Genomic DNA, 22,951 nt, shown 5'->3' on the forward strand with positions numbered 1-22,951 from the left:
CTTCCGTGTTCGTACCTCTAATGTTAAAGCCATAAAAATCAACCCACATGATCCCGGGGAAACCGGGACCATGCGGGTTTCGTGTGTTCCGCGGTAAAGCTCGAGAGGTTCCGCGGCGGCAGGCAGGTATTAAGCGAATGGGACTGCGGATAGCTGGATGCAATTCGTCGGACAGCTTTCAATCGCTTCCTGTAGTTCTTCCAGCAGTTCCTTGGCAATAGCCGTAATTCCCCGGTTGGAATCGCCCCCATAGATGACTTCGGCAATTCCGTTATCGTCCAAATCGAAAATTTCCGGTGCTGCGGAGTTGCATGCACCGCAGGCAATACAAGATTCCTGGCTGACACTCGCAAAATTGTTCATAGATTTCCTCTCCCCGGACTTTTTAGAATCCACGACCCCTCCGAAGTAGCGCTATGAAATTTCAATATCTGCAATGGGATAGTACATTCTGATGACATTTTACAATCCGCGAAATCCCTTCATCAAGGGAAAAAACAACAGGTAGCCCCTTATTCGTTCTTTCTTGTGAATTTAGACACAAAGTTTTTGATTTTGGAATTGGACGGTATCCCGCGGACAACTATGGGCCTCTTTTTACGATTGACAATTCGTTAGCCAAGGCTTGATAATCTTGATCATCGGAGTTTTGGCTCAACTGCTTAATCAGAAAAAAGGTAGGATGGAAGGGGAAGTGGTGCATTTGTTGCAAAGGCTGGAAGGGTTCCTGAAAGAAGTCCCAAAGATTATTCATGAGATCGACGAAGAGATTTTTACGAACAAACCTTTACCGGATAAGTGGTCAAAACAGGAAATACTGGGGCACTTGTGCGATTCGGCGGCAATAAATCATCAGCGTTTCGTCAAGATTATTTTGGCGGATCAGCCCGTAACCTTGGAAGGATATAAGCAGAATGAATTGGTGAAAATTCACGATTATCAGAACGGTTATACAAAAGCGGAACTGCTTGAACTTTGGCAACAACTGAACAAACAGATACGGATGACGATTTTACAGGGTCAAGAGACGGCATTAACCCATCCCGTTTATTGGAGCGATGGCAGCCGGGTTACACTGGAATGGTTGTTCGAACATTACCTGGATCATATGGATCATCATCTGAATCAAATCGTCGAGAACTAATCTAAATAAGGCAAGCGGGGTATTCGACGTGCGGAAAATATCACGAAAATCGGCTTCATGGCCTCTTCGCAACCTGTAGTTGACACATTGCCAGCCTTACTTGATAGTCGAAAACAGGTCGTTATTATAAGATGAGCGTGAGGTGATGGCGATGGACTTTGCGGATAAATTGCAAAGCTATAGAAAACAAAAGGGAATGTCCCAGGAAAATTTGGCGGAGCTCATTGGGGTTTCGCGGCAAGCCGTATCCAAGTGGGAATCGGGGCAGTCGTATCCCGAGATGGATAAGATGATCGCAATAAGTGATCTGTTTCACGTAACCGTAGACCATTTGGTCAAGGATACCCCAACCGCTACCGGGGAAGCACGGCACCAAATTCCGGAACCCGTACAGGCAGGTTGGCGTCCTTCTTTTCATTATGAGTACAAAAGCAAGAAGACGCTATTCGGAATCCCGCTCGTTCATATTCATGTCGGACGCGGTATTCATGTCGCCAAAGGAATTATTGCCATCGGCAATATTTCGATCGGGGCTCTCTCGATCGGGATCCTTGCGCTAGGCGGCTTAAGCATCGGTGCGCTTGCTGCGGGCCTTGTCAGTCTGGCGGCGCTGGCCGTCGGCTTGCTGATGGGAATGGGGGGGATCGCGGTCGGTGCCGTTGCCATTGGCGGGCTTGCGCTAGGGATTTTGGCCATCGGCGGGTTATCGATCGGCATGTTCTCCTTAGGCGGCTGCGCTATCGCTTCGCATATTGCCATCGGAGGATATTCGAGCGGGCACATCGCCATTGGGGACGCGGTAAATGGAGCTTATACGCTCGCCACTCAAAACGATGATTTCGGTAGCATCCGGGCCGAGCAGGTGAGACAGCTGATTCAACAAGAGTACCCGAATTTGTGGAAGCCGCTGGCAGAGCGGATTATCGGGATGTTTAATTAGATAAGCAGAACTCGGAAGCCCTCATTCCGAGGGCTTTTTAAATTGAAGAATAAATCGATCACATCACAAATCGAGAGGGTTGTCTATTTTGAAAAAAACCGAATTCAAAATCTTTCTACGCCCGATCAAGGAACAGGAGCGATGGTTAAACCGGATGGCCTCGGAAGGATGGAGGTTGACGGGTGTTCGGCGGTTTTTCTACACTTTCGAGCGATCCGAAGGAACCCGATATGCTTACAGGGTAGAATTTGTAGGAGACAAATCGAAAAAGGAGCTTAAGGCATATAAGGATCTTCAAAAGCAATATGGCAGGAATGTTTTTAGTAAAGGAATTAATATCGGCAAATTTTCTTTTGGGGCCGTCCGCTGGAGACCTTATGCGGGAAAGAGAGGGAGATTCGCTACCTCTCCAGGGATGATTAATTCGGAGCTGCTCATTATTGAGAGCAAAATAGAAGATTAACAACTATTTCGGGCATGAAAAAATCGAGACGACAGGATTTGAACCTGCGACCTCTTGCTCCCGAAGCAAGCGCTCTACCAAGCTGAGCCACGTCTCGACAAAATTGATGTGGAAACATTAATAAATTTTACTCCTTTCATCTATACTGTAAAGAGGGTTGTGAATGGATTTTTCGAACCGGAACGTTCTCTAATCCCCATTGACGGCACGGGTTCAGTTTTATATAATATTTGGTGATTCAATTGGATAGGTTTAAACTTTGAAGAGGATTATTAGTTTGAATTCTGCCATCCAGAGATCCGGTGCTATGGTGCGAGCCGGTTGGAGAATGACAATGAACTCGCCTCGGAGTTACGATGCCAAACATCGTCGTTTTACCCGCGTTAAGGGTGTAAAGTGAGCGAAGGACAAAGCATGTTCGACGCTAACTAGGGTGGTACCACGGGAAATTTCCTCTCGTCCCTAGCGATGATACGCTATGGATCGGGAGGTTTTTATTTTTTTAGCAGAGATTTTGAAGAGATTCTAGGGAGGATTCAATACTATGGCAGACAAAAACGTGCCACAAGACGTTTACCAGGCCCAGAGCATCGAACCGAAATGGCAGGCATACTGGGACCAAAATCAAACCTTTAAAACCCGGGAGGATGACGGAAAGCCGAAGTTTTATGCGCTTGATATGTTCCCTTATCCTTCGGGTGCCGGCCTTCATGTAGGCCATCCGGAAGGCTACACGGCGACCGATATCGTGTCCCGTTTTAAACGGATGCGCGGTTACAACGTGCTTCACCCGATGGGCTGGGACGCATTCGGTCTGCCGGCGGAGCAGCATGCTTTGGATACCGGCGAGCATCCGCGCGATATCACGGTCAAGAACATCAACAATTTCCGGCGTCAAATCAAGTCGCTCGGTTTCTCGTATGACTGGGAACGGGAGATTAGCACGACGGATCCGGATTATTATAAATGGACCCAATGGATTTTTATCCAGCTTTATAAAAAAGGGCTTGCCTACGTTGCCGAAGTTCCCGTGAACTGGTGCCCTGCGCTCGGTACGGTGCTGGCGAACGAGGAAGTCATCGACGGCAAGAGCGAACGCGGCGGCCATCCGGTCATCCGCAAGCCGATGCGCCAATGGGTGCTGAAGATTACGGAGTACGCGGAACGCCTGTTGGAAGACCTCGAGGAACTCGACTGGTCGGAGAGCATCAAGGATATGCAGCGCAATTGGATCGGCAAGTCCGAAGGGGCGGAGGTTGTATTCGCCATCGACGGGCATGAAGAGTCGCTGACCGTATTTACGACCCGTCCGGATACGCTGTTCGGCGCAAGCTATGCGGTGCTTGCTCCCGAGCATGAGCTTGTTGCCGGGATTACGACCGAGGCTCAACGCGACGCCATCAAGGCTTATCAAGACCAAGCGGCACGCAAGAGCGATTTGGAACGGACGGATCTGGCCAAAGAAAAGACCGGCGTGTTCACGGGCGCCTATGCGGTGAATCCGGTAAATGGCGCGAAGCAGCCGATCTGGATCGCGGATTATGTGCTTGCCGGTTACGGTACAGGCGCGATTATGGCCGTACCGGGTCATGACGAGCGTGACTATGAGTTCGCGAAGCAGTTCGATCTTCCGATCATTGAAGTCGTGGAAGGCGGCGATATTGCCAAGGAAGCTTACGCCGGAGACGGGGCTCACGTCAATTCCGATTTCCTTAACGGTCTTCGCAATGAAGAAGCGATCAAGAAAATGATCGCCTGGCTGGAGGAAACCGGTAAAGGTAAAGGCAAAGTGACCTACCGTCTGCGCGACTGGCTGTTCAGCCGCCAGCGTTATTGGGGCGAGCCGATCCCGATTCTGCATCTGGAAGACGGCACGATGAAACCGGTGCCTGAGGACCAGCTTCCGCTTGTCCTGCCGGATGTCGATGCCATCAAGCCGTCCGGTACGGGTGAATCGCCGCTGGCCAATGTGACCGAATGGGTCAACACGACCGATCCGGAAACCGGGCTGCCGGCCCGCCGCGAAACGAACACCATGCCGCAATGGGCGGGAAGCTGCTGGTATTACCTGCGGTATATCGATCCGCATAACGATAAGGAGCTGTGCTCCAAAGAGAAGCAGCAGGAATGGCTGCCGGTCGATCTGTACATCGGCGGTGCCGAGCATGCGGTGCTGCACTTGCTGTACGCCCGTTTCTGGCACAAGGTGCTTTACGACCTCGGCGTAGTATCTACTAAAGAACCGTTCCACAAGCTGGTCAACCAAGGGATGATCCTCGGAACGAATAACGAGAAAATGAGCAAATCGCGCGGCAACGTCATTAATCCGGACGAAATCGTGAACGAATTCGGCGCGGACACCTTGCGCGTGTACGAAATGTTCATGGGACCTTTGGAAGCTACGAAACCTTGGAACGCGAACGGCGTCGAAGGAACGCATCGCTTCTTGTCCCGCGTATGGCGCTTGTTCGTAACCGAAGACGGCAGCCTGAACGCGAAGATCGTGGACGGCGACGGCAGCGACGAATTCAAACGGACCTGGCACAAAACGATCAAGAAAGTGACCGAAGATTTTGAAGGTCTTCGTTTTAACACCGCGATCAGCCAGTTGATGATCTTCATTAATGAAGCGTACAAAGCCGATGCCGTGCCTAAAGCTGCGGCAGAGAACTTCGTGCAATTGCTGTCCCCGCTCGCGCCGCATTTGGCGGAAGAACTGTGGGAACGGCTCGGTCATAAGGAGACTGTTTCCTATGAGCCATGGCCTGCTTACGACGAAGCCTGGACGGTGGACGCCGAAGTCGAAATCGTCGTCCAGGTCAACGGCAAAATCGTCGACCGGACGAAGATTTCCAAGGATCTGGATCAGGCGGCCATGCAGGAACATAGCCTAGGCCTTCCGAACGTGAAACAGGCGGTAGAAGGTAAAACGATCCGTAAAGTGATCGCGGTTCCCGGCAAACTGGTGAATATCGTCGTCGGTTAAGAATGCTCCTCCCGGTCGGAAGTGCCGCCGGATGGAGGGTTGAACAAACCGTCGAGCTTGTCAAGGTCTTCGTCATATTTCCGGTGCGTCGCTTCAATCAGACTTGAGAACACCCGGCTTAGGCCGGAATGTAATACGGCGATGCCTTCGGCGGTAACTCCGCCCGGAACGGCCACGCGCCTTTGCAGCTCTTCAGGGGTAAAGCCGCCTTCGGTCAGCAGCTTGCCGGTGCCGTGCAGCATTTCGGATCCAAGGCGAATAGCCTCGGATCTCCCGATGCCGGTAAGCTGGGAGGCGGCTTCCGCCCACTGCTGCAGGATGAAGGCGATAAAGGCCGGGCCGCAGCTGGCAATGTCGGAGGCGATGCGCGTTTCCGTTTCCCGGATGGAGAGAGGAATGCTGATGGAAGACATGAGCTGCTCCAGCAGGAGCCGGTCTTCCGGCAGGATGCGGCTGCCGTAAATGCACAGCGATGCCCCGGAGAGTGCCGAGTGCGTAATGCTGGGAATGATTTTGGCGATTTTGGACGGAATCCGCTCTTCCAGCATGCGGATTTGCACCGGACTGGTTATGGACACGACGGTTTGCCGCTCGTCTACGATCCCGTCGAGTTCGTCGATGACGGCGGGATAGTCAAGCGGCTTCACGCAAAGAAAAATGATTTGGCTCCCGTTCGCGGCTTCGGCATTGCTGCCGGTAACGCGAAGTCCGGGATGCCGTTTTGCCAGCAGCTCCGCTTTTTGCGAGGAGCGGTTGCTGGCACAGATGTAATGCGGGTGCAGCGCACCGGAACGCAGGAAAGCTTCAATCAGCAAGCTTCCCATCGATCCTGTTCCGATGAAGGCCACTTTCATCCCGGTTCCCCCTTCCGTTGCGTAACCTGATTTCAAACAACCTATTTATATATGTATGCATCTTGAATGGATCTTCATGACCTATCACGAACAGATTCTTTTAAGATTGGGGCGTTCAGGTTGAAGAGGGAATATGTCATTACATCGGTTGTCTCTGCCGTTATTGGGGCCGGGCTTATGCTTTTGGCCCTTGGGGGAAGCCATCCCCGGGGAATCGAAGGCTGGATTCCGTTAAACGAAAGCGTCGCTTCGGCGATGTCCGCCAAGAACGGCAGTGCGGAAGAAGACCGGACCGAACCGGCGAAAAAGCAAGGCGGCGACAAAGTGACGGGTAAGGATTCTTCAGTTGCTGCGGATGCCGGGAATTCGTCGGGTACGGCCCCGGGAACGCAGGGTGCTTCCGAAGCCGCAGGTAAGGCCGGAGCATCCGGCGGAACGGGCGGCACGCCCACAGCTCCTGAAGCCGGCGGAACTAGCGGGACGCCCGCGGCCCCTACGGAAGGAGACCCGCAGCAGGCACAAAGCGGGCTGATTAGCATAAACACCGCCGGGACGGGCGAGCTGCAGGAGATCCCCGGCATCGGGGAGAAGAAGGCGCAGGCGATCGTCGATTACCGGAATGCGCACGGCCCCTTCAAGTCGGTGAACGAACTGACTGAAGTAAAAGGCATCGGAGACAAAATGCTGGAGAAAATGAAGCCTCATATCAGGCTGTAAGATGGGGGACATGTCAGGATGAATCCGGATCAACGCAAGGACTGGGATACGTATTTCATGGATATCGCTTATATGGTATCCACTCGCTCACGGTGCAGCCGCCGGCATGTCGGCGCTGTGCTGGTCCAGGGCAAGAAGCTGCTGGGAACGGCGTACAACGGCGCACCTTCGGGCGTGCCCGACTGTTCCGAAGCCGGCTGCATGATCGCCGAAGAATATGAGCTTGCCGTCGTAAACGGACAGGAAACGATGATCAAAAAACAGCGCTGCGTCCGCACGATCCATGCCGAGCAAAACCTGCTGCTGTTTACCGACCGCATCGACCGCGAAGGCTCCAGCGTGTACGTCACGGACGAACCTTGCTGGACTTGCGCCAACATGCTGGCCAATAGCGGGATTACGGAGATCGTGTATCACCGGCCTTATCCTAAGGATACCGGTAAGGTGACGGCGATGATGGGCCAGAAAGGCATCGTTTTCCGGCGCCTGGAATCGTACGAGCCGCCGCGGGAGACGGCCACGGAAATCGAAAATTAAGCTACCGCAATAACGTACAGGATGAAGGAAGAACCTCATCTGCTTGATGCAGATGGGGTTCTTTTTTTGTTTCTTACATGATGAAGGGAGGGCTTGCTATGGAGCGCAGACCTTTGACCGCTATCGCCTGCTGTTGGATTCTCGGCAACGGTCTATCTTGTTTGTACGACGGAATATCCTTTTGGCTGCTCTGGGGAGGCATTACGCTGACGGCACCTCTGCTCTCAACAGTCGGCCGCTTTCCTTGGAGGCGGCTTCTGGTCCTGTGGATCGCATGTTCGCTCGGGGCGGCATACTGGGCTTATAACGATGGTAGAAACGTTAGCGGCATTGAAACCCGGTTGGAACAAGAGAGACCTGAGCGCAGCGAGATGGTTGCATCGGAATCGGAAGAGATTCCGGTCCAAGCGGAAGGGAGAATTGTGTCGGCCGTGGATATCGATGGGGATCGTGTAGCCTTTACGCTACGGCTCGGCGGATATTCATTCAGTGACGAGATTAATGGTGAGGATGGTTCAAGGGAGAAGGAGCTATGGCACGAAGGCAAAGAAAAGGTCGCCGTGCAAATCACTTTATCTTCGCAATCGGAACTTGCGACCGCAGCGTCATGGAAACGAGGGCAGAAGCTCGTCATAGGCGGTACCTTGGAGCGCCCCGGGAGCGCCAGGAATTTTGGCGGCTTCGAATACCGGAACTATTTGCGTAATCAACGAATTCACTGGCTGCTAAAGACGAAAGGAACTTCGGGCATCATTAGCGAGCCGCCCAATCATTTCAGTTTTACTGCGTTATTGGGAGAGGTCGACGGTTTAAGAGCTAGGCTGGGGACTACAGTAGGCAAGCTCTTTCCGGGCTGGCAGGCCGGGTATATGAAAGGATTAATTATCGGCTTGGCCGATGAACTGGAGCCCGAGAAATACGCGCAGTTCACAAATCTGGGGTTAACGCATATCCTGGCGATTTCGGGAAGTCATGTCGCGATCAATGTGGGGTTGCTGTTCGGTCTGCTCCGCCTGTGCCGGGTCACCCGGGAGACCGCGATACTGATCGTATTGGGATTTGTTCCCGTCTATGTTTTGCTGACAGGCTTTTCTCCATCGGTGATCCGTTCGGGGATCATGACGATGCTGGGGCTTTATCTCCTGCGGCGCGGTCTTCTGAAGGACGGATTGAACGTTCTGTCCGCCGCGGCTTTGCTCATGATGCTGTGGGAACCTTATTATCTGCTGAATGTGAGCTTTCAGCTATCCTTTGCGGTTACGGCAGGATTAATCGTGTTCGTACCGCTGTTATCGTCTTATTTCCGCTGGTTGCCGGAGCGCCTGAGGGGCGCGGCCGCGATCACGGTGGCCGCCCAGCTCGTTTCTTTTCCGGTCACGATCTACTATTTTAACCAGTTCTCTTTGCTCTCGCTCGCAGCGAATATGGTGATCGTTCCGCTTGTCAGCCTAATCGCGCTGCCGCTCGGAACCGCGGCTCTGTTAGCCAGCGGCGTCTGGCTCCCGCTCGGACAATGGGTTGCCTATCCCGTGCGCTTGTTGAACTCGCTTACTTTCACCGCTACGGCATGGCTGACTGACCGTAGCGGATTCATGACCTATTGGAAGTCACCCTCGCTGCTTTGGATCGCTGTTTTTTATGGCCTTGCCTACTGGCTGTTGCGCCGCGGATCACGTAAAACAGCTCAATTTCTTCCGCCTTTTACCGGAAATACAGCTTTCCCTAATGCTTCTGCAGATGACACGGTTCCGCTGCCGACCTACCCGGGAACGAAAATTCCGCATGTTGCGGCCATTCCCGCTTTCAAAACATCCTGGAAGGAACTTTGCTTATCCTGTGTTTTGTTGGCAGGATTCGCGGGGTTGCTTGTTGCCGGTTACCAGCCCGCTAATGCAAAGGGAGTTGGCCACGTTCAGTTTATCGATGTAGGACAAGGAGATTGCGCTTTAATAACGACTCCTTCAGGGGTCAATATTTTGGTGGATGGCGGCGGAACCGTGTCGTTCCGCAAACCCGGCGAGTCTTGGCGCAACCGGAAGGAGCCGTATGAAGTAGGGGCTAAAACTTTAGTTCCCCTGCTCAAAAAAAGAGGAATCCACCGATTGGATGCCGTCGTACTGACCCACGGCGACCAGGATCACATCGGCGGTCTGCAGGCGGTTCTGGAACAATTTCCGGTGGAGGCGCTCATTTTTAACGGTAGTCTTGCCGACTCAGCGACGATGAAGAAGCTGATGGAGACCGCCAATGCCGGAAACATCCCGGTTTATGCGGCCTACCAAGGTATGAAATTAACGCCGGACGAGGTCACGATGATTGAGTTTCTGGCGCCTCCGGACGAGCCGTTTTTTTCAGGGGTTCCTTATGTGAAAGAGCAAAATCACCGGTCTCTGGTTTTTCGGCTTGAAATGGAGGGAGTTTCGTTTTTATTTACAGGGGATATGGACGTATCGGCGGAACGGAAAGTGCTTGCGCTTGAGCAGGAGAAAGGCCTGCCGCTACCGTCTTCCGTTGACGTATTGAAGGTAGCTCACCATGGAAGCAAGACATCTACCTCCGCGGAGTGGTTGGCGCGGCTGCAACCGAAGCTGTCCGTCATTTCCGTCGGAGTCTCAAACAGCTACGGTCATCCGAATGCCGGAGTTCTGGAACGGCTGGAAAGCGGGGAGAGTCTCATATACAGGACGGACTTGCAGGGAGAAATTCAAGTCAAGGTGAAATCGGGAACTCTCTGGATACGCCAAAAATTGCAGTAGTTAACCAAGAGTTTCGTATAAAGCGAGACTCTCTTTAATGGGTTTATTCAAAAATGACTTTACACGAGTGGTGAAACATGTTTTAATATACCTGAAACCGGTATCATTTATTTCAGCATTTTGTTTCATGAAGTTTCATGAAGTTTTTCCAATTGTTTCAGCAGCTGCTTAACAACAAAGCTTAACTCATGGAGGTAGAATGAAGTTATTTTTAATTCGCCATGGTCAATCGATCGGCAATCTGTTTCTGGATGAAGACTTGCCGGATTCACCTTTGACTTCAACGGGTTTGTTGCAGGCCGATAAGGTTGCTTCGTTTCTCGGCCGTAAGTCGGTGACAAGGATTGTCTCCAGTCCGTTGATCCGTGCCATGCAAACGGCCATGCCGCTCTCGGATCTGCTATCTATACCGGTAGAGATATGGATGAATCTGTATGAATACAGGGAGGGACCTGCTTTTTATAGCCTGCCCCGTAAAGAGATTCAGAAGTTTGTTCCGGATGTCGTGCTGCCGGACGAAATCCTTGAGCCGGGTTGGCGCTGTCCGGGTGGCGAAAACCGGGAGACTGTCGAGAATCGCGCGAAATCGATAGTCCGGCAGGTACGCCGCTGTACAGACGACAGCATCGCCCTTTTTGCTCACGGCATGTTGATCGACTTCCTGATCCGCGAGATATTGCAGCTTTCGAGCGGGTCGAATATTGAGTTTGTTCAAGCCAATACCTGTATTAACTGCTTCGAGCTGAACGAGAACGGAGTAAAGGTTTTAAGCATGAATCAAACGGAACATCTATGCTGCCATTAGATTTCATAACCAAACTAGAAAACATCGCTTTAATTGGCGAGAGGAGATGAACCATCCTTGCATTTATACGTAATCAGGCATTCCCAATCGACAATGAACATCGGTATGGGAGGAGGAGCCAACTGCGGCTTGTCCCCTATCGGGTTATGGCAAGCAGAGCAAATACCCCAGTTTTTCGACGATATTCCAATCAAGGCTATTTACTGCAGTCCGCTGAAACGGGCTGTTCTTACCGCGACGCCTCTGGCTAATCATAAAAATATGCCGATTATTTTGGTTCCGCAAATGTCGGAAGTATTTAATGGAGAGTGGCCGGACTATCGCGATTATCCGTGGGAAAGCTGCGAACAAATTGTAAGCGATTTCCCGAATACGGAGTTTCTGCATTCCCACGACCTTTCCGAAGCCTGGTGGCCCGTTTGGCCGGAAACCTTTCCTCAGGTCCGGGTGAGAGTTCAATCGTTCTATGATGCGGAGATCGCTCCTTTTTTAGGGACGGACGAGCACATTGTCGTCTTTGGGCATGGGCAATCGACCGCAGATCTGAAGCAAGTCGCCAATCCCGGCGATACCATTCCCGTCTACAATGCGGGGATCGTGGAATTCGTCATGGACGGCGAGGGCAAGTGTTTGTCCGCTGAAGTGCATACCGGCCATCTGGGACCGCACGTATCCGATTAATTTTATGATAATGGGGGATTTCCATGTTGAAAAAAACGTTTAGTATCATCGTAGCCTGCTCATTAGTGTTAGCGCTTACAGCCTGTGGCCCGAAACGCGAAGCCGCACCGGCTCCGGCATCCGGCGATACCGCTCAGGAAGAAGCAGCCAAACCATCAAAATTGACGGTATGGGCCAATGATTCCGAAAAGGAGCTCGAATCGATTCGGACCATTACCAGCAGATTCACGGCCGATAACGGGATTGAAGTTGAAGTGGTACCCGTCAACGCCCGCGAGCAATCCAAAACATTTTCACTGGACGGCCCTGCCGGCCGCGGTCCCGATCTATGGTGGGCGACCCATAACTCCATGGGGAAGAATGTCCTGCAGGGGTTGGCCGAACCTTATGATCTGGATGAAGAAGTGTTGAAGAACTACTCCGAAGAAGCTATTCAGGCGGTTACGATCGACGGCAAGATTTACAATTTGCCCATGGTTGTTGAAACGGCGGTCCTGTTTTACAACAAAAAGCTTCTGCCTGAGCAGCCGGAATCTTGGAGCGATCTGGAGAAGTTCGCGTCTACCTATACCGATCCTTCGCAAAATAAATACGGATTTCTCATCGATGGAACGAACTTCTATTATACGAATATGTTCATGCAAGGGAATGGCGGTTACATATTCGGCTATGACAAGGATAAAGGGTACGATGTGGAAGATATCGGCTTGAATAACGAAGGGGCCGTAAAGGGAGCCCAGCTGGTGCAATCCTGGTTTGAAAAGAACTACTTGCCGAAGTCAATTACCGGGGACGTAATGGATGGACTATTTAAAGAAGGAAAAGTCGGAGCGGTCTTGTCCGTACCTGCGTCCTTGATGAATTATGCAGGCGCGCTGGGGGATGACTTGGGAGTAGCCCCTATTCCGAAGCTGGATAACGGCGAGCATTCTCCTTCATTCTTGGGCGTGAAAGGCTGGGTTCTGTCTCCGTATTCCAAAAATAAAGAATGGGCCGTAAAGCTTGCGCTGTACATGACCAATCAAACCTCCCTCGAGAGTCATTTCCAAGTTGCCGGGGAAGTTCCCGCGACGCTCGGGATTTTGACAAGCGACCTGATCACCAAGGACCCTTACTTCTCGGCGGTCGCCGAACAAAGCAAATATGCTACGCCTACGCCAAATAATCCGGAAATATCCCAAACCTGGGAGCCTATGAAGAATGCCTTTGTTTTCTTGTCTCAAGGCAATGACGCTAAAGAAGTGCTTAACGAAGCGGTTGACCAGATCAAAGAACAGATTAACATCAATAATTCATCAGCGAAATAACATGGTGCGGCAGATGAGGATACGGGGTATTCTCGTCTGCCTAGTCCTCACTCGCCATCAGGGAGGTCTATTATATTGAGCGAGCTCCGAGAAGAGAACCGCAAAACGGGTTCCCATAGTCCCAAAAGAGCTATGATGCTCTCGATCGTACCGGGATTGGGACAGTTTTATAACCGAAGATATTTTAAAGGAATCCTCTTTTTTGTTTTGATTGCCGCATTTCTCGTCGTATTCGGCAACTTTTTGAACATCGGCTACTGGGGCCTGGTTACCTTGGGGACGATGGAGGGGGTGGACGACTCCAGGATGCTGCTCATTCAGGGCATCGTATCCGTTATCCTGACGGTTTTCGCATTAGGCGTTTATTGGCTGAATTTGATCGATGCCAAAAGAGATGCCGAGAAAATCAAGGAAGGCTGGAAAGTGACCACCTTGAGGGAAGGATTTAAGAACGCATGGGATAAGGGGTTCCCATATGCGTTGGTGGCCCCCGGATTTTTCATGATCATTTTTGTCTTAATATTACCCTTGTTGTTCATGGTGGCGTTAGCCTTTACGAACTATAACATTTACAATTCGCCGCCCAAATTTTTGCTTAGTTGGGTTGGAATGAAGAATTTCTTCAATGTCTTTTCGGTTCCGGTGTGGCGCAATACGTTTTTCTCCGTGCTGTCATGGACCATTATTTGGACGCTTGTGGCAACGACCTTGCAGGTAGGGATCGCGCTATTTTTGGCGATTATCGTCAATGATAAACGGATCAAATTCAAGAAATTCATTCGCACCTTTTTGATTCTTCCTTGGGCGATCCCCGGCTTCGTGTCGATTTTGACCTTTGCGGCCATGTTCAACGACCAGTTCGGAGCGGTCAATAACCAACTCTTGGCCCCTCTCGGAATAACCATTCCTTGGCTGACGGATCCTTTGTGGACCAAGGTTGCCATCATATTCGTCGAGGTCTGGCTTGGTTTTGCCTATGTATTCGCCTTGTTTACCGGGGTATTGCAAAGCGTGTCGTCGGACTGGTACGAAGCCGCGGAAGTGGACGGGGCCAGCAAATGGCAGAAATTCCGCAATATCACGCTTCCCCATGTATTGTTCGCATCCGCCCCGTTATTGATCATGCAATATACGGGCAACTTTAACAACTTTAATCTGATCTATTTGTTCAATCAAGGCGGGCCGCCGGTTCGGGGGCAAACCGCAGGATCCACGGATATCGTAATATCCTGGGTGTATAAGCTGACCTTTGATACGCTGAACTATAACATGGCCGCCGTTATCTCGATCATTCTGGGCGTGTTTGTCGCCTGCATTGCCTTTTTCCAATTCAGACGGACTCGTTCCTTTAAAGAAGGGGGGACTAACGGTTGAACGCCAAATTAAAGTCGAGGCTTGAAGTCGCGGGAATATATCTGGTTATCTTCATTATGTTCCTGGTCATAATCTATCCTTTGTTATGGGTGTTCGGGATTTCGCTCAATCCGGGTACCAGCATGTACAGTGCGACGATTATACCTAAAAATGCATCCTTAGAGCATTACAGATGGCTGTTTACGAATCAGGATAGCAATTATTTGCTTTGGTACAAAAACACGTTGATTGTGGCAAGCGCCAAGACCGTACTTTCGCTTACCGTTACGCTTTTCGTGGCTTACGCTTTTTCTCGATATCATTTCGTCGGAAAGAAGAACGGGCTTTATGTCTTAATGCTGATTAAGATTTTTCCGGTATTGATGGGGATGGTTGCCATCTATATTTTGCTCAACCTGGTCGGGTTGCTCGATTCTCTCCTGGGGTTGACATTGGTATACGTAGGCACTTCCATTCCGACGCATGCCTTTCTTGTAAAAGGATATTTCGATACGATTCCAAGAGATTTGGATGAAGCGGCCAAAATCGATGGTGCCGGCCATTTCCGGATTTTCTTCCAGATTATTTTGCCATTGGCCGTTCCGATTGTCGCTGTAGTCGCTTTATTTAATTTTATGGCTCCTTTCATGGATTTCTTGTTGCCGCGCATCGTGATCCGCAGTCCGGAAAACTATACGCTGGCGCTCGGATTGTTTAACCTGGTCAATCAGGAATTCGGACAGAATTTTACGCGCTTTGCCGCGGGCTCCATTTTGATTGCCGTACCGATCGCGACCGTATTCCTGTATTTCCAGCGGTATCTGATTAGCGGACTGACCGCCGGAGCTTCAAAAAGTTAACTCATGCCTGGAGCCCGGCAGCGACTTATAGCCGGGCTTCAAGCCTTCATAAGTAAATTGCAACCGACAAAGGATGTGTAGTACGGCCTATGGCAAGTCCCTGGCATATTGGAACGCCGGAATTGATTATGCGTTTGCTGCTTTCCCTTTTTTTGGGGGGAATTATAGGATATGAAAGAGAGGTAAACCGCCATGCAGCAGGATTGAGAACCAATATATTGGTTTGCGTGGGCTCCACCCTGATCATGCTGTTATCGATTTACGGCTTTACGGATTTTCTGGATGAACCGAACGTACGGACCGATCCCGCCAGGCTGGCCGCCCAGGTTATCAGCGGTATAGGTTTTTTGGGTGCAGGAACGATCATGCAGAAAGGCGCATCGATAAAAGGGTTGACCACTGCGGCAACTTTATGGGTCATGGCGGCGATAGGTTTGGCGGTGGGCGCCGGATTTTATTATCCGGCCGTGATAACTTGCCTCATTGTAATTATTTCGCTTAAAGCGTTAAATAAAGTTGAGCACCGGTTCCTGGCTTCCGGAAAAATTCATACCCTTAGAATTTCCCTGCCTCCTGAATCACCAAGCTTAGCGGAAATGTATGCCGTAATGACTTCAAATCATCTGGATATCAAAACGATTAGCATTGCAAACGAAAATGGCAATTTCGGGAATGAAGTTCAGAGGATTAAAATTACGTTCGCCGCACCTAAGAATGCTTCCTTGATTCAAGTCTTGGAAAAATTTCATGCTCTTCCGGATGTTTCATCCTTTCATGTGGAAAGATAACTGGCTATGGTCCTGAAATTATAGTAAAATATATACATTTATAAGTCCGGATTCTACTATCTATTTGAGGTGAGTGAAAATCGCAACGGTCAAAGATGTTGCCCGGGTAGCCGGCGTGTCACCGGCAACGGTATCCAGAGTAGTTACGAATAAAGGAAATACCACGGAGGAAATTAAGAAACGTGTACTCGAGGCTATGGAAGAACTGAAATATGTTCCTAACATTAACGCGCAGTCGCTTTCTTCCAACAGATCCAGGACCATTTGTTTCTCGATTGCGCGAAACCCGAAAGAAATACTCGGAAACTCATTTTTCAGCGATGTACTTTGCGGAATTTCCGATGCGGCCAAACTGCAGGACTACAACCTGCAGTTTGCCTTGTTCCATACGATCGAAGAGCAAATGGAAAAATGCGTAAAGCTGTATCGGCAAAAGCAGGTGGACGGGTTTATTTTTACCAGCATTCGATCATCCGATAAAGATATTTTGTTAAAAGGCCTGAAGGCAAAACACATTCCTTTTGTGATGATCGGCAGCAGTTTATCGCATAGCGCACTATCCATACATAACGATAATGTAAGGGATAGCTATATTTCGACGAAATATTTGGTGGACAAGGGCTACCGCCGGATTTTGTTTCTTACGCCCAGCTTGAAGCAGGACGTTATTTACGATCGAATCCATGGCTATCAGCGGGCGATTGAAGAAAGCGGCCTTGATTTATCCCCGGAGTATATCGTTTACTGCGGTGACGAGGAAGATGAGGTTACCCAAGCGTTGGAGCAGGTGGAGAAAGAGGGCATCTCCTTTGATTCGATCATCACCATGGAGAGTATCATGTCCTTAAGCGCATTGAAATATTGCCAGGCCAAAGGAAAGAAAGTCCCCGAGGACGTGGGGATTTTATGTTTCAACAATGCACCGTACCTGGATAAAGTATCTCCATCCATCAGTTGCATTGACCTGAATCCGATTTTGCTCGGTAACGAGGCGTTTAAATTGCTGTTAGACTTGATCGAACAACCTTCCAGTTCGTTCGTGAATAAAAGCATCACGCTTCCGTCACAAATCATTGAACGCCAATCGACTTAAAAGCATTTGATTTTTCACGCAGCTAGCTGGCATCGGCGCACGCCGTCGTCGGCTTTTTTTATTTCTTGCCCGATTAGAGAGCGACGCGGATGACGCGTCCTCTTTTTTTTGGTATTCTTAGGTGAGATTGTAGACAGAGGTACCAGAACTCCAGACTTTTTTCCTATATTTTACTCAAAAAAATAGTAACAACATTGCAACATATTAATGGACGATCACGTCTGTAAGGTTGCAAGGAAGGGGGAGCCTTTGTGGTGGAGCAAGGACTCATCAGAGCCGCTCAAACGGGCGATCGCGACGCTCTAATCACCCTATTGCGAGAAATAGAGACTCACGTGTACCGGACGGCCTATTATATTTTAAATAATGAACAGGATGCAATGGATGCCGCCCAGGAAGCGTTGATTCGGATTTATACCAAAATCGATTCCTATGAAGAAAAAGCCCAGTTCAAAACCTGGGTGCAGCGGATCGTCACGAATATCTGCATCGACAAATTCCGGAGGAATAAACCGACCGTATCGATCGAGGAACATGACATGGTTTTCCAAGGGAATGAGAGCGTCGAAAGGGAAGTCATGTCCGGATATTTGGCGCAAGACATCCGCGAAGCAATCGACCAGTTACCGGAACATCACCGGATGGTCGTCGTTCTGAGGTATCTGCAGGATTTCTCTTACAACGAAATCGCTGACAGCCTGAATTTGCCGCTGAATACGGTGAAATCCTATTTATTCAGGGCCAGGCAGCAGCTTCAACACTTACTCCAAGATTATCAGAAAGGTGGTGTATCAGGATGAAATGCCCGGAGGCGGTGGAATGGATGCATCGTTATATCGATCATGATCTGAACGAGGAAGAAAGTTCAGTTCTGTTTGAACATATGCAAAATTGCCCGGATTGCTCCGAGAAATTCGCCATGCTGAATGAACTGTCGGCCAAGCTGGAAGATCTTCCGAAGGTGACTCCTCGCTTTAGTCTTGTCGACTCGATTCTTCCTCAGCTGGATGCGATTGACCGGGCGCGGCGGGAAGAAGGCAGTGCGGCTGAAGATGTCACAGGCACGATGGTGGCCGCGGAAAGCACGGATGAGTTAAGCCGGAGCCGGAGCGAACGGCCGGTACGACGTCGCAGCCGCGCTTACCGGACGGGTGCTTTTGGCCTCGCCGCAGCTGTGATTTTAGGCGTGTTTATTTATCAGTACGAACCGGAGACGATGCCGGATGCGGAAATAGCTTCACGGGTCGCGTACGATAGCAACTCTTCTACGGCTGACAAGTCCTCCTCGTCTGAGTCCGCAAACGAAAGCGCGGAGACCGCGGATTCATTGGCGGAGCAAGACGGAGGTGCGGCCGGTTCCGGCCCGCAGGAAGATCCAAATACTCCTGCAGCCGATGAAAATTTGAAGCCTTCCGGTAGCGGCGATAATGCAGGCGGAGAGAACAAAAGTGACTCCTCCAAAGCCGGAAGCGGCGGATCCCAGGAGTCAACTACGGCGGATCGCTCAGGCAATGACGCTGTACCTCCCAAAGCGGCTAATCCGGCGGCGAACAGCGGGAATAGCGGGACCCCCGCTAACGGTTCGGCGAAATCCGATCGGGACAGTAACGCTGCGGCGCCGCAGGAAAGTGCTCCCCTGAATAATGAGGGAGGGGCAGAGGCAGAGGATAGCGATGCCAGCTTTAAAACCATAGTTCCGGAAAAGACGCCTGTTGACGAACTTGCGGACAGCAGTATGATGGGAATCGCCAATTTCCTGGCGGCAAATCAGTGGCCTTCCCCGGACGGAAAATATACGGCTGAACTGCGGGATAATCATTTGTACGTATACCGGAATGACGCTGAGGATCAAACGCTCCTTGTGGATCAGACCTTGGACGGCAATTGGGTAAAGGGAGAATGGTCCCAGGACGGCAAAACATTTACGTATGAGACAGAAAAGGACGGGACATCAGCAGCGCATACCATACAGCCGGTACAACCGGAAAAGGACGCCGGCAACAATTCTTCCGCAAATCAGCCTTGACGAACAAGCTGTCGGCTTAGGTATGTCGATATTTTTTAAAAAAAATGCGGCTTATGCCCCAGTCACCTTTTCGGGAGATATGGAATAGGTTATATAGATAAATAGAGACAGGATTGACCCTGATCGTCGTATGACCGCCGGCGGGAAAGTTTCTAGAGCTTTTCAGCCCGCGTTTATATAGATGCTCCGGGACAAAGGGACCTTGCGCCGCGTGCAGAGGTCCCTTTGTTTGCCTTTTTGTGCACCTTGGACTATTTGGCCAATTCACAGTATCATAGAAAGAGCGGATTGAAATCGTGAAGAGGGGAGGGAAATGCCGGATGGATGTTAAAACGGCGGTCAAACAATTGAAACAAGGGCAAGTCTCCCCGTTATATTTGTGCTACGGAAGTGAAAAATATCAGATTCAGGAGTTCATCGGTTTGCTGCAGGAGCAAGTGGTGGATCCGGACCAGAAGGATTTTTCGATGGCGGCGTTTGATCTGGCCGAGACTCCGGTGGAGGTAGTTGTCGAAGAAGCCGAGACGCTTCCCTTTCTTGTGGAGCGCAAGCTGATTGTCGTGCGGGATTCCGCATTATTTACGGCAGGCAAAGAAGGCGGGAAAATCGAGCATAAGGTAGAAGCACTAACGGCTTACATGGATAATCCGGCCGAGCATAGCATTGTCGTTTTTGTAGTTCATGGCGAGAAGCTGGACGAGCGTAAAAAGATCGTCAAAGCGATGAAGGCTGCGGGAACGGTGTTGTCGTTTATGCCGCTTGGAGGCAGCGAATTGACCCAATGGGTCGTGCGCGAAGTGGAAAAACGCGGCCGCCGGATCGGCCGGGAAGCCGCCGAGGCACTGGTCGCAGCGGTCGGCGTGCAGATGACGGCGCTGGCGGTTGAGGTGGACAAGCTGTGCTTGTACGCCGGTGAGGGCGGCATGATCGATGCCGCGGCAATCGATCAACTGGTGGCGAAAACCACGGAACAAAATGTGTTCGCGATGGTCGAGCATATTGCCGGCCTTAAACTGGAACAGGCGCTGGATATCTTTTATGAACTGCTCAAACAGCGCGAAGAGCCGATTAAAATTGCGGCTTTGATCGCCCGCCAGTTCCGGATCATGTTACAGGTCAAGGATATGGCGCGTCAAAGCTATTCTCAGCAGCAGATTGCCTCGCAACTGGGACTGCATCCGTACGCAGTTAAAATTGCCGGTGAACAAGCCCGGAAATTTGAGCATGCGCGGCTGAAGCGAATCCTGTCCGAATTGGCCCAGCTTGACTATCAAATGAAGAGCGGCGGCATCGACAAAGTATTGGGGCTGGAGCTGTTTTTGCTGAAGCTGGGGGCGTAGACGGAGCCTGAACTCCGCCGGAACCGATAGAGAGGGACCGGGCCGGTCGGCTGACAGCTTAAAACGTTTAGAACCACGAATTAACTGGAAAACCTCCAGTTATTTCGTGGCTTTTTACTGTTTTGGGCAAATTAGCTGGAGAACCTACAGTTAATTTCCCCAAAATCAGCTGTGATCCGCGAAACATACAAAATTAACTGTAGGAAATCCAGTAAATTTACAAAACTAACTTGCATGAAAGAATTTAGCTGTATAAAATGCAGTTAAATTTGAGCTAGCACGCTTACTCCCAAGCCCACCGCAGCCCACGAAGCAACTAAGCCGCACAAGCCACCGTAATACTCCAAAGTAACTTATAACTCCAAGTAATCCTAGGTTACCTTGGTGTATTGAGTGACTGAACCCTCCTTGAGCCACTGCGCTACAAAAGTAACTAAATTCTACCAAGCCACCATAGCAAACCGAGCCGTTATAGCAAACCGAGCCAAGATAGTGCCCCATGCCCTGTAGCAAACCAAGTAACCAATAGCATCGAAGCCACCATAGCGACAATTAAAGTGATCGATCTAGCAAAGCGGACGAGTACTTAATCCCTAAACTCCTGCTGCGAATCAAATGGCATAAGCCCTTATGAGCAGTAAGAGGCATCAAGTGACTGATCCTCGCAAGTTTTCGCAGCGGCCCCCCCCCCTCCGCTCTCCCCTACCGCACGCTGGCAGCTCTCACCCGTTGCCGAACTCCTTGTCTAGCACATATAACATCAAAAAGACCTGAACGAAATCGTTCAGGTCTCTCTGAGCTTAAGTTTATAAATAGCGACGCTTACGCTTGGGACGTAAGGGCGTTCAATTTTTTAGCCAAGCGGGATTTCTTGCGGGCAGCTGCATTTTTGTGGATCAAACCTTTAGTAACGGCTTTGTCCAATTTTTTGGTTGCAGCAGCGAAAGCGGCTTTAGCTACTTCTACTTCGTTGTTCGCCAGAGCGGTATCGGCAGTTTTAACAACCGTACGCAAAGCGGACTTTTGCGAAGCGTTCAGAGCGCGGCGCTTGTCGTTTGTTTTCACACGTTTGATTGCGGATTTAATGTTTGGCATTGCATTCACCTCCTGTAAAGCATATATCATCCCAGATGATTCACAACTTAAAATATTTTATCATGCCCCCCGCTAAAATGCAATCGATTCGTAGAAACAAAGATCATGTGTATAATGTCATTCTCTCTCCCGCAAACTATAGGCAACCGAGGAAAAGGAGGTCATTATGACATGAATTTGGATTTGCGGGACTACTCTGTCCGGACCGATCTGGCCGTGGAATCAAAAGAGATGGCGGAGACTGCTTACGGCGGGCCGGTGCCGGGACTGAACGAGCAGATCGACGAACACGACGGAATCAAAATTACCCGGCTGGATGTAACGAATGAGGCAGCATCACGGCAAATCGGCAAAATGGTCGGACACTATATCACCATCGAGGTTCCCGGACTTCGTAGTCAGGACAGCGATCTTCAGGAAAAAGTTTCGGCCGCTTTTGCCAAAGAGTTCGGCTTGTTCCTGCACAAGATCGGCATCCATGAGAATGCCAAAGTGCTCATTGTCGGACTCGGTAACTGGAACGTAACGCCGGACGCGCTTGGACCTCTTGTGGTGGAGAATGCACTGGTCACCCGCCATTATTTTGAGCTCGCTCCGGACCAAGTGTCCCCGGGGTATAGGGAAGTTAGCGCTATAGCACCTGGTGTGCTTGGAATTACAGGTATTGAATCAAGCGAAGTCGTACAGGGAATTGTGGAAAGAACCAAACCCGATCTTATTATCGCCATCGATGCATTGGCTTCCAGATCATTAGAGCGGGTGAACACCACCATCCAGATTGCCGATATCGGAATCCATCCGGGTTCCGGCATCGGAAACAAACGCCGGGGACTGACCAAAGAAATATTAGGCGTTCCTTGCATCGCGATAGGCGTTCCTACCGTATGTTACGCCTCCACGATCGTGAACAATGTATTCGATTTGATGAAGACCCATTTTGACCAGGAAAGCGGCGAGAGCCAGCCGGGTCAGACGAAACAGATTCTTGGACTCCTTACGGAGCTAAGCGAAGGCGAACGTCTAGGCCTAGTAAAAGAGGTTCTCGAGCCGCTTGGGCATGATCTAATCGTAACCCCCAAGGAAATCGACGAATTTATCGAAGACATTGCCAATGTGATCGCGAGCGGCCTTAACCTGGCCCTTCATGAGGCCGTAAATCCGGATAACGTCGCCACCTATACCCATTAAAATCATCAACTCCTCCTC

21 protein-coding genes, 1 tRNA gene and 1 other annotated feature are annotated in these 22,951 nt (G+C 50.5%); of the genes, 18 read left to right on the forward strand and 4 right to left on the reverse strand.

The annotated features are described in order from the left end of the window. Window positions 1-129: 129 nt before the first annotated feature. Window positions 130-363: a ferredoxin gene (locus tag ACLB09_RS01145; RefSeq protein ID WP_114494664.1), complete on the reverse strand. Its 234-nt coding sequence runs from the start codon at window positions 361-363 to the stop codon at window positions 130-132. 331 nt (window positions 364-694) lie between these two features. On the opposite strand from ACLB09_RS01145, the gene ACLB09_RS01150 reads away from it, so the two are divergent. The 3 genes from ACLB09_RS01150 to ACLB09_RS01160 all read left to right on the forward strand — a co-directional run bounded on the left by ACLB09_RS01150 (window position 695) and on the right by ACLB09_RS01160 (window position 2,547). Next, complete coding sequence (locus tag ACLB09_RS01150; protein WP_410767919.1) at window positions 695-1,144, forward strand: DinB family protein; 450 nt, start codon at window positions 695-697, stop codon at window positions 1,142-1,144. A 145-nt stretch (window positions 1,145-1,289) separates the two neighbouring features. After that, a complete protein-coding gene (locus ACLB09_RS01155; RefSeq protein ID WP_410767920.1) occupies window positions 1,290-2,084 on the forward strand; it encodes a helix-turn-helix transcriptional regulator in 795 nt (264 codons plus the stop codon). A gap of 88 nt (window positions 2,085-2,172) precedes the next feature. Then, on the forward strand, window positions 2,173-2,547 hold the full coding sequence (locus ACLB09_RS01160; protein WP_410767921.1) for a DUF2812 domain-containing protein: 375 nt from the start codon (window positions 2,173-2,175) through the stop codon (window positions 2,545-2,547). Window positions 2,548-2,570: 23 nt separating this feature from the next. Here the strand turns inward: ACLB09_RS01160 and ACLB09_RS01165 are convergent. Further along, a tRNA-Pro gene (locus ACLB09_RS01165) sits at window positions 2,571-2,644 on the reverse strand. 153 nt (window positions 2,645-2,797) lie between these two features. Beyond that, window positions 2,798-3,014 (forward strand) — a binding site (T-box leader). 77 nt (window positions 3,015-3,091) lie between these two features. Here ACLB09_RS01165 and leuS point away from each other — a divergent pair. Beyond that, a complete protein-coding gene (leuS, locus tag ACLB09_RS01170; protein ID WP_410767922.1) occupies window positions 3,092-5,533 on the forward strand; it encodes a leucine--tRNA ligase in 2,442 nt (813 codons plus the stop codon). On the opposite strand, the gene comER is transcribed toward leuS, so the two are convergent. Continuing rightward, complete coding sequence (comER, locus tag ACLB09_RS01175) at window positions 5,530-6,387, reverse strand: late competence protein ComER (protein WP_410767923.1); 858 nt, start codon at window positions 6,385-6,387, stop codon at window positions 5,530-5,532. The two genes, leuS and comER, sit on opposite strands and share 4 nt — an antisense overlap. Before the next feature lie 120 nt (window positions 6,388-6,507). Between comER and ACLB09_RS01180 the strand changes: the two genes are divergently transcribed. The 13 genes from ACLB09_RS01180 (at window position 6,508) to holA (ending at window position 20,650) form a co-directional block, all read left to right on the forward strand. Beyond that, window positions 6,508-7,104, forward strand: coding sequence for a ComEA family DNA-binding protein (locus ACLB09_RS01180; protein ID WP_410767924.1), 597 nt, complete (start codon window positions 6,508-6,510; stop codon window positions 7,102-7,104). A gap of 18 nt (window positions 7,105-7,122) precedes the next feature. After that, window positions 7,123-7,641: a deoxycytidylate deaminase gene (locus tag ACLB09_RS01185; protein WP_410767925.1), complete on the forward strand. Its 519-nt coding sequence runs from the start codon at window positions 7,123-7,125 to the stop codon at window positions 7,639-7,641. Window positions 7,642-7,739: 98 nt separating this feature from the next. Beyond that, window positions 7,740-10,397, forward strand: a complete 2,658-nt coding sequence (locus ACLB09_RS01190; protein ID WP_410767927.1) for a ComEC/Rec2 family competence protein — start codon at window positions 7,740-7,742, stop codon at window positions 10,395-10,397. A gap of 199 nt (window positions 10,398-10,596) precedes the next feature. Further along, window positions 10,597-11,202: a histidine phosphatase family protein gene (locus ACLB09_RS01195; RefSeq protein ID WP_410767928.1), complete on the forward strand. Its 606-nt coding sequence runs from the start codon at window positions 10,597-10,599 to the stop codon at window positions 11,200-11,202. 57 nt (window positions 11,203-11,259) lie between these two features. Continuing rightward, window positions 11,260-11,883: a histidine phosphatase family protein gene (locus tag ACLB09_RS01200; protein WP_410767929.1), complete on the forward strand. Its 624-nt coding sequence runs from the start codon at window positions 11,260-11,262 to the stop codon at window positions 11,881-11,883. Between the two features lie 23 nt (window positions 11,884-11,906). Further along, the gene (locus ACLB09_RS01205; protein ID WP_410767930.1) at window positions 11,907-13,190 is read left to right on the forward strand and encodes an extracellular solute-binding protein; all 1,284 of its coding nucleotides are present in this window, start codon (window positions 11,907-11,909) and stop codon (window positions 13,188-13,190) included. A 75-nt stretch (window positions 13,191-13,265) separates the two neighbouring features. Then, window positions 13,266-14,564 carry a carbohydrate ABC transporter permease gene (locus ACLB09_RS01210; RefSeq protein WP_410767931.1) on the forward strand — a complete coding sequence of 433 codons (1,299 nt, stop codon included), beginning with the start codon at window positions 13,266-13,268 and terminating at the stop codon, window positions 14,562-14,564. Then, a complete protein-coding gene (locus ACLB09_RS01215; RefSeq protein WP_410767932.1) occupies window positions 14,561-15,403 on the forward strand; it encodes a sugar ABC transporter permease in 843 nt (280 codons plus the stop codon). The genes ACLB09_RS01210 and ACLB09_RS01215 overlap by 4 nt, the downstream gene beginning before the upstream one ends. 89 nt (window positions 15,404-15,492) lie before the next feature. Then, window positions 15,493-16,191, forward strand: coding sequence for an MgtC/SapB family protein (locus ACLB09_RS01220; protein ID WP_410767933.1), 699 nt, complete (start codon window positions 15,493-15,495; stop codon window positions 16,189-16,191). A 73-nt stretch (window positions 16,192-16,264) separates the two neighbouring features. After that, complete coding sequence (locus ACLB09_RS01225) at window positions 16,265-17,284, forward strand: LacI family DNA-binding transcriptional regulator (RefSeq protein WP_410767934.1); 1,020 nt, start codon at window positions 16,265-16,267, stop codon at window positions 17,282-17,284. 251 nt (window positions 17,285-17,535) lie between these two features. After that, window positions 17,536-18,084: an RNA polymerase sigma factor gene (locus ACLB09_RS01230; protein ID WP_410767935.1), complete on the forward strand. Its 549-nt coding sequence runs from the start codon at window positions 17,536-17,538 to the stop codon at window positions 18,082-18,084. After that, window positions 18,081-19,310, forward strand: a complete 1,230-nt coding sequence (locus ACLB09_RS01235) for an anti-sigma factor family protein (RefSeq protein WP_410767936.1) — start codon at window positions 18,081-18,083, stop codon at window positions 19,308-19,310. Before ACLB09_RS01230 ends, ACLB09_RS01235 begins: the two co-directional genes overlap by 4 nt. 320 nt (window positions 19,311-19,630) lie before the next feature. Then, complete coding sequence (gene holA, locus ACLB09_RS01240; RefSeq protein ID WP_410767937.1) at window positions 19,631-20,650, forward strand: DNA polymerase III subunit delta; 1,020 nt, start codon at window positions 19,631-19,633, stop codon at window positions 20,648-20,650. An 822-nt stretch (window positions 20,651-21,472) separates the two neighbouring features. On the opposite strand, the gene rpsT is transcribed toward holA, so the two are convergent. Continuing rightward, the gene (gene rpsT / locus ACLB09_RS01245; RefSeq protein ID WP_410767938.1) at window positions 21,473-21,745 is read right to left on the reverse strand and encodes a 30S ribosomal protein S20; all 273 of its coding nucleotides are present in this window, start codon (window positions 21,743-21,745) and stop codon (window positions 21,473-21,475) included. 171 nt (window positions 21,746-21,916) lie between these two features. Here rpsT and gpr point away from each other — a divergent pair, with 171 nt between their 5' ends. Continuing rightward, window positions 21,917-22,933, forward strand: a complete 1,017-nt coding sequence (gene gpr / locus ACLB09_RS01250; protein WP_410767939.1) for a GPR endopeptidase — start codon at window positions 21,917-21,919, stop codon at window positions 22,931-22,933. The last annotated feature ends 18 nt before the right edge of the window (window positions 22,934-22,951 follow it).

Source organism: Fontibacillus forbon (assembly GCF_046559655.1).
GTDB lineage: Bacteria > Bacillota > Bacilli > Paenibacillales > Paenibacillaceae > Fontibacillus.

Bases quoted from the DNA above. Each gene is read 5' to 3' on its own strand.
- ACLB09_RS01145 (WP_114494664.1), bottom strand. From the start codon at position 363: ATGAACAATTTTGCGAGTGTCAGCCAGGAATCTTGTATTGCCTGCGGT.
- ACLB09_RS01155 (WP_410767920.1), top strand. From the start codon at position 1,290: ATGGCGATGGACTTTGCGGATAAATTGCAAAGCTATAGAAAACAAAAG.
- leuS (WP_410767922.1), top strand. From the start codon at position 3,092: ATGGCAGACAAAAACGTGCCACAAGACGTTTACCAGGCCCAGAGCATC.
- comER (WP_410767923.1), bottom strand. From the start codon at position 6,387: ATGAAAGTGGCCTTCATCGGAACAGGATCGATGGGAAGCTTGCTGATT.
- ACLB09_RS01185 (WP_410767925.1), top strand. From the start codon at position 7,123: ATGAATCCGGATCAACGCAAGGACTGGGATACGTATTTCATGGATATC.
- ACLB09_RS01190 (WP_410767927.1), top strand. From the start codon at position 7,740: ATGGAGCGCAGACCTTTGACCGCTATCGCCTGCTGTTGGATTCTCGGC.
- ACLB09_RS01195 (WP_410767928.1), top strand. From the start codon at position 10,597: ATGAAGTTATTTTTAATTCGCCATGGTCAATCGATCGGCAATCTGTTT.
- ACLB09_RS01205 (WP_410767930.1), top strand. From the start codon at position 11,907: ATGTTGAAAAAAACGTTTAGTATCATCGTAGCCTGCTCATTAGTGTTA.
- ACLB09_RS01220 (WP_410767933.1), top strand. From the start codon at position 15,493: ATGGCAAGTCCCTGGCATATTGGAACGCCGGAATTGATTATGCGTTTG.
- ACLB09_RS01235 (WP_410767936.1), top strand. From the start codon at position 18,081: ATGAAATGCCCGGAGGCGGTGGAATGGATGCATCGTTATATCGATCAT.
- holA (WP_410767937.1), top strand. From the start codon at position 19,631: ATGGATGTTAAAACGGCGGTCAAACAATTGAAACAAGGGCAAGTCTCC.
- rpsT (WP_410767938.1), bottom strand. From the start codon at position 21,745: ATGCCAAACATTAAATCCGCAATCAAACGTGTGAAAACAAACGACAAG.
- gpr (WP_410767939.1), top strand. From the start codon at position 21,917: ATGAATTTGGATTTGCGGGACTACTCTGTCCGGACCGATCTGGCCGTG.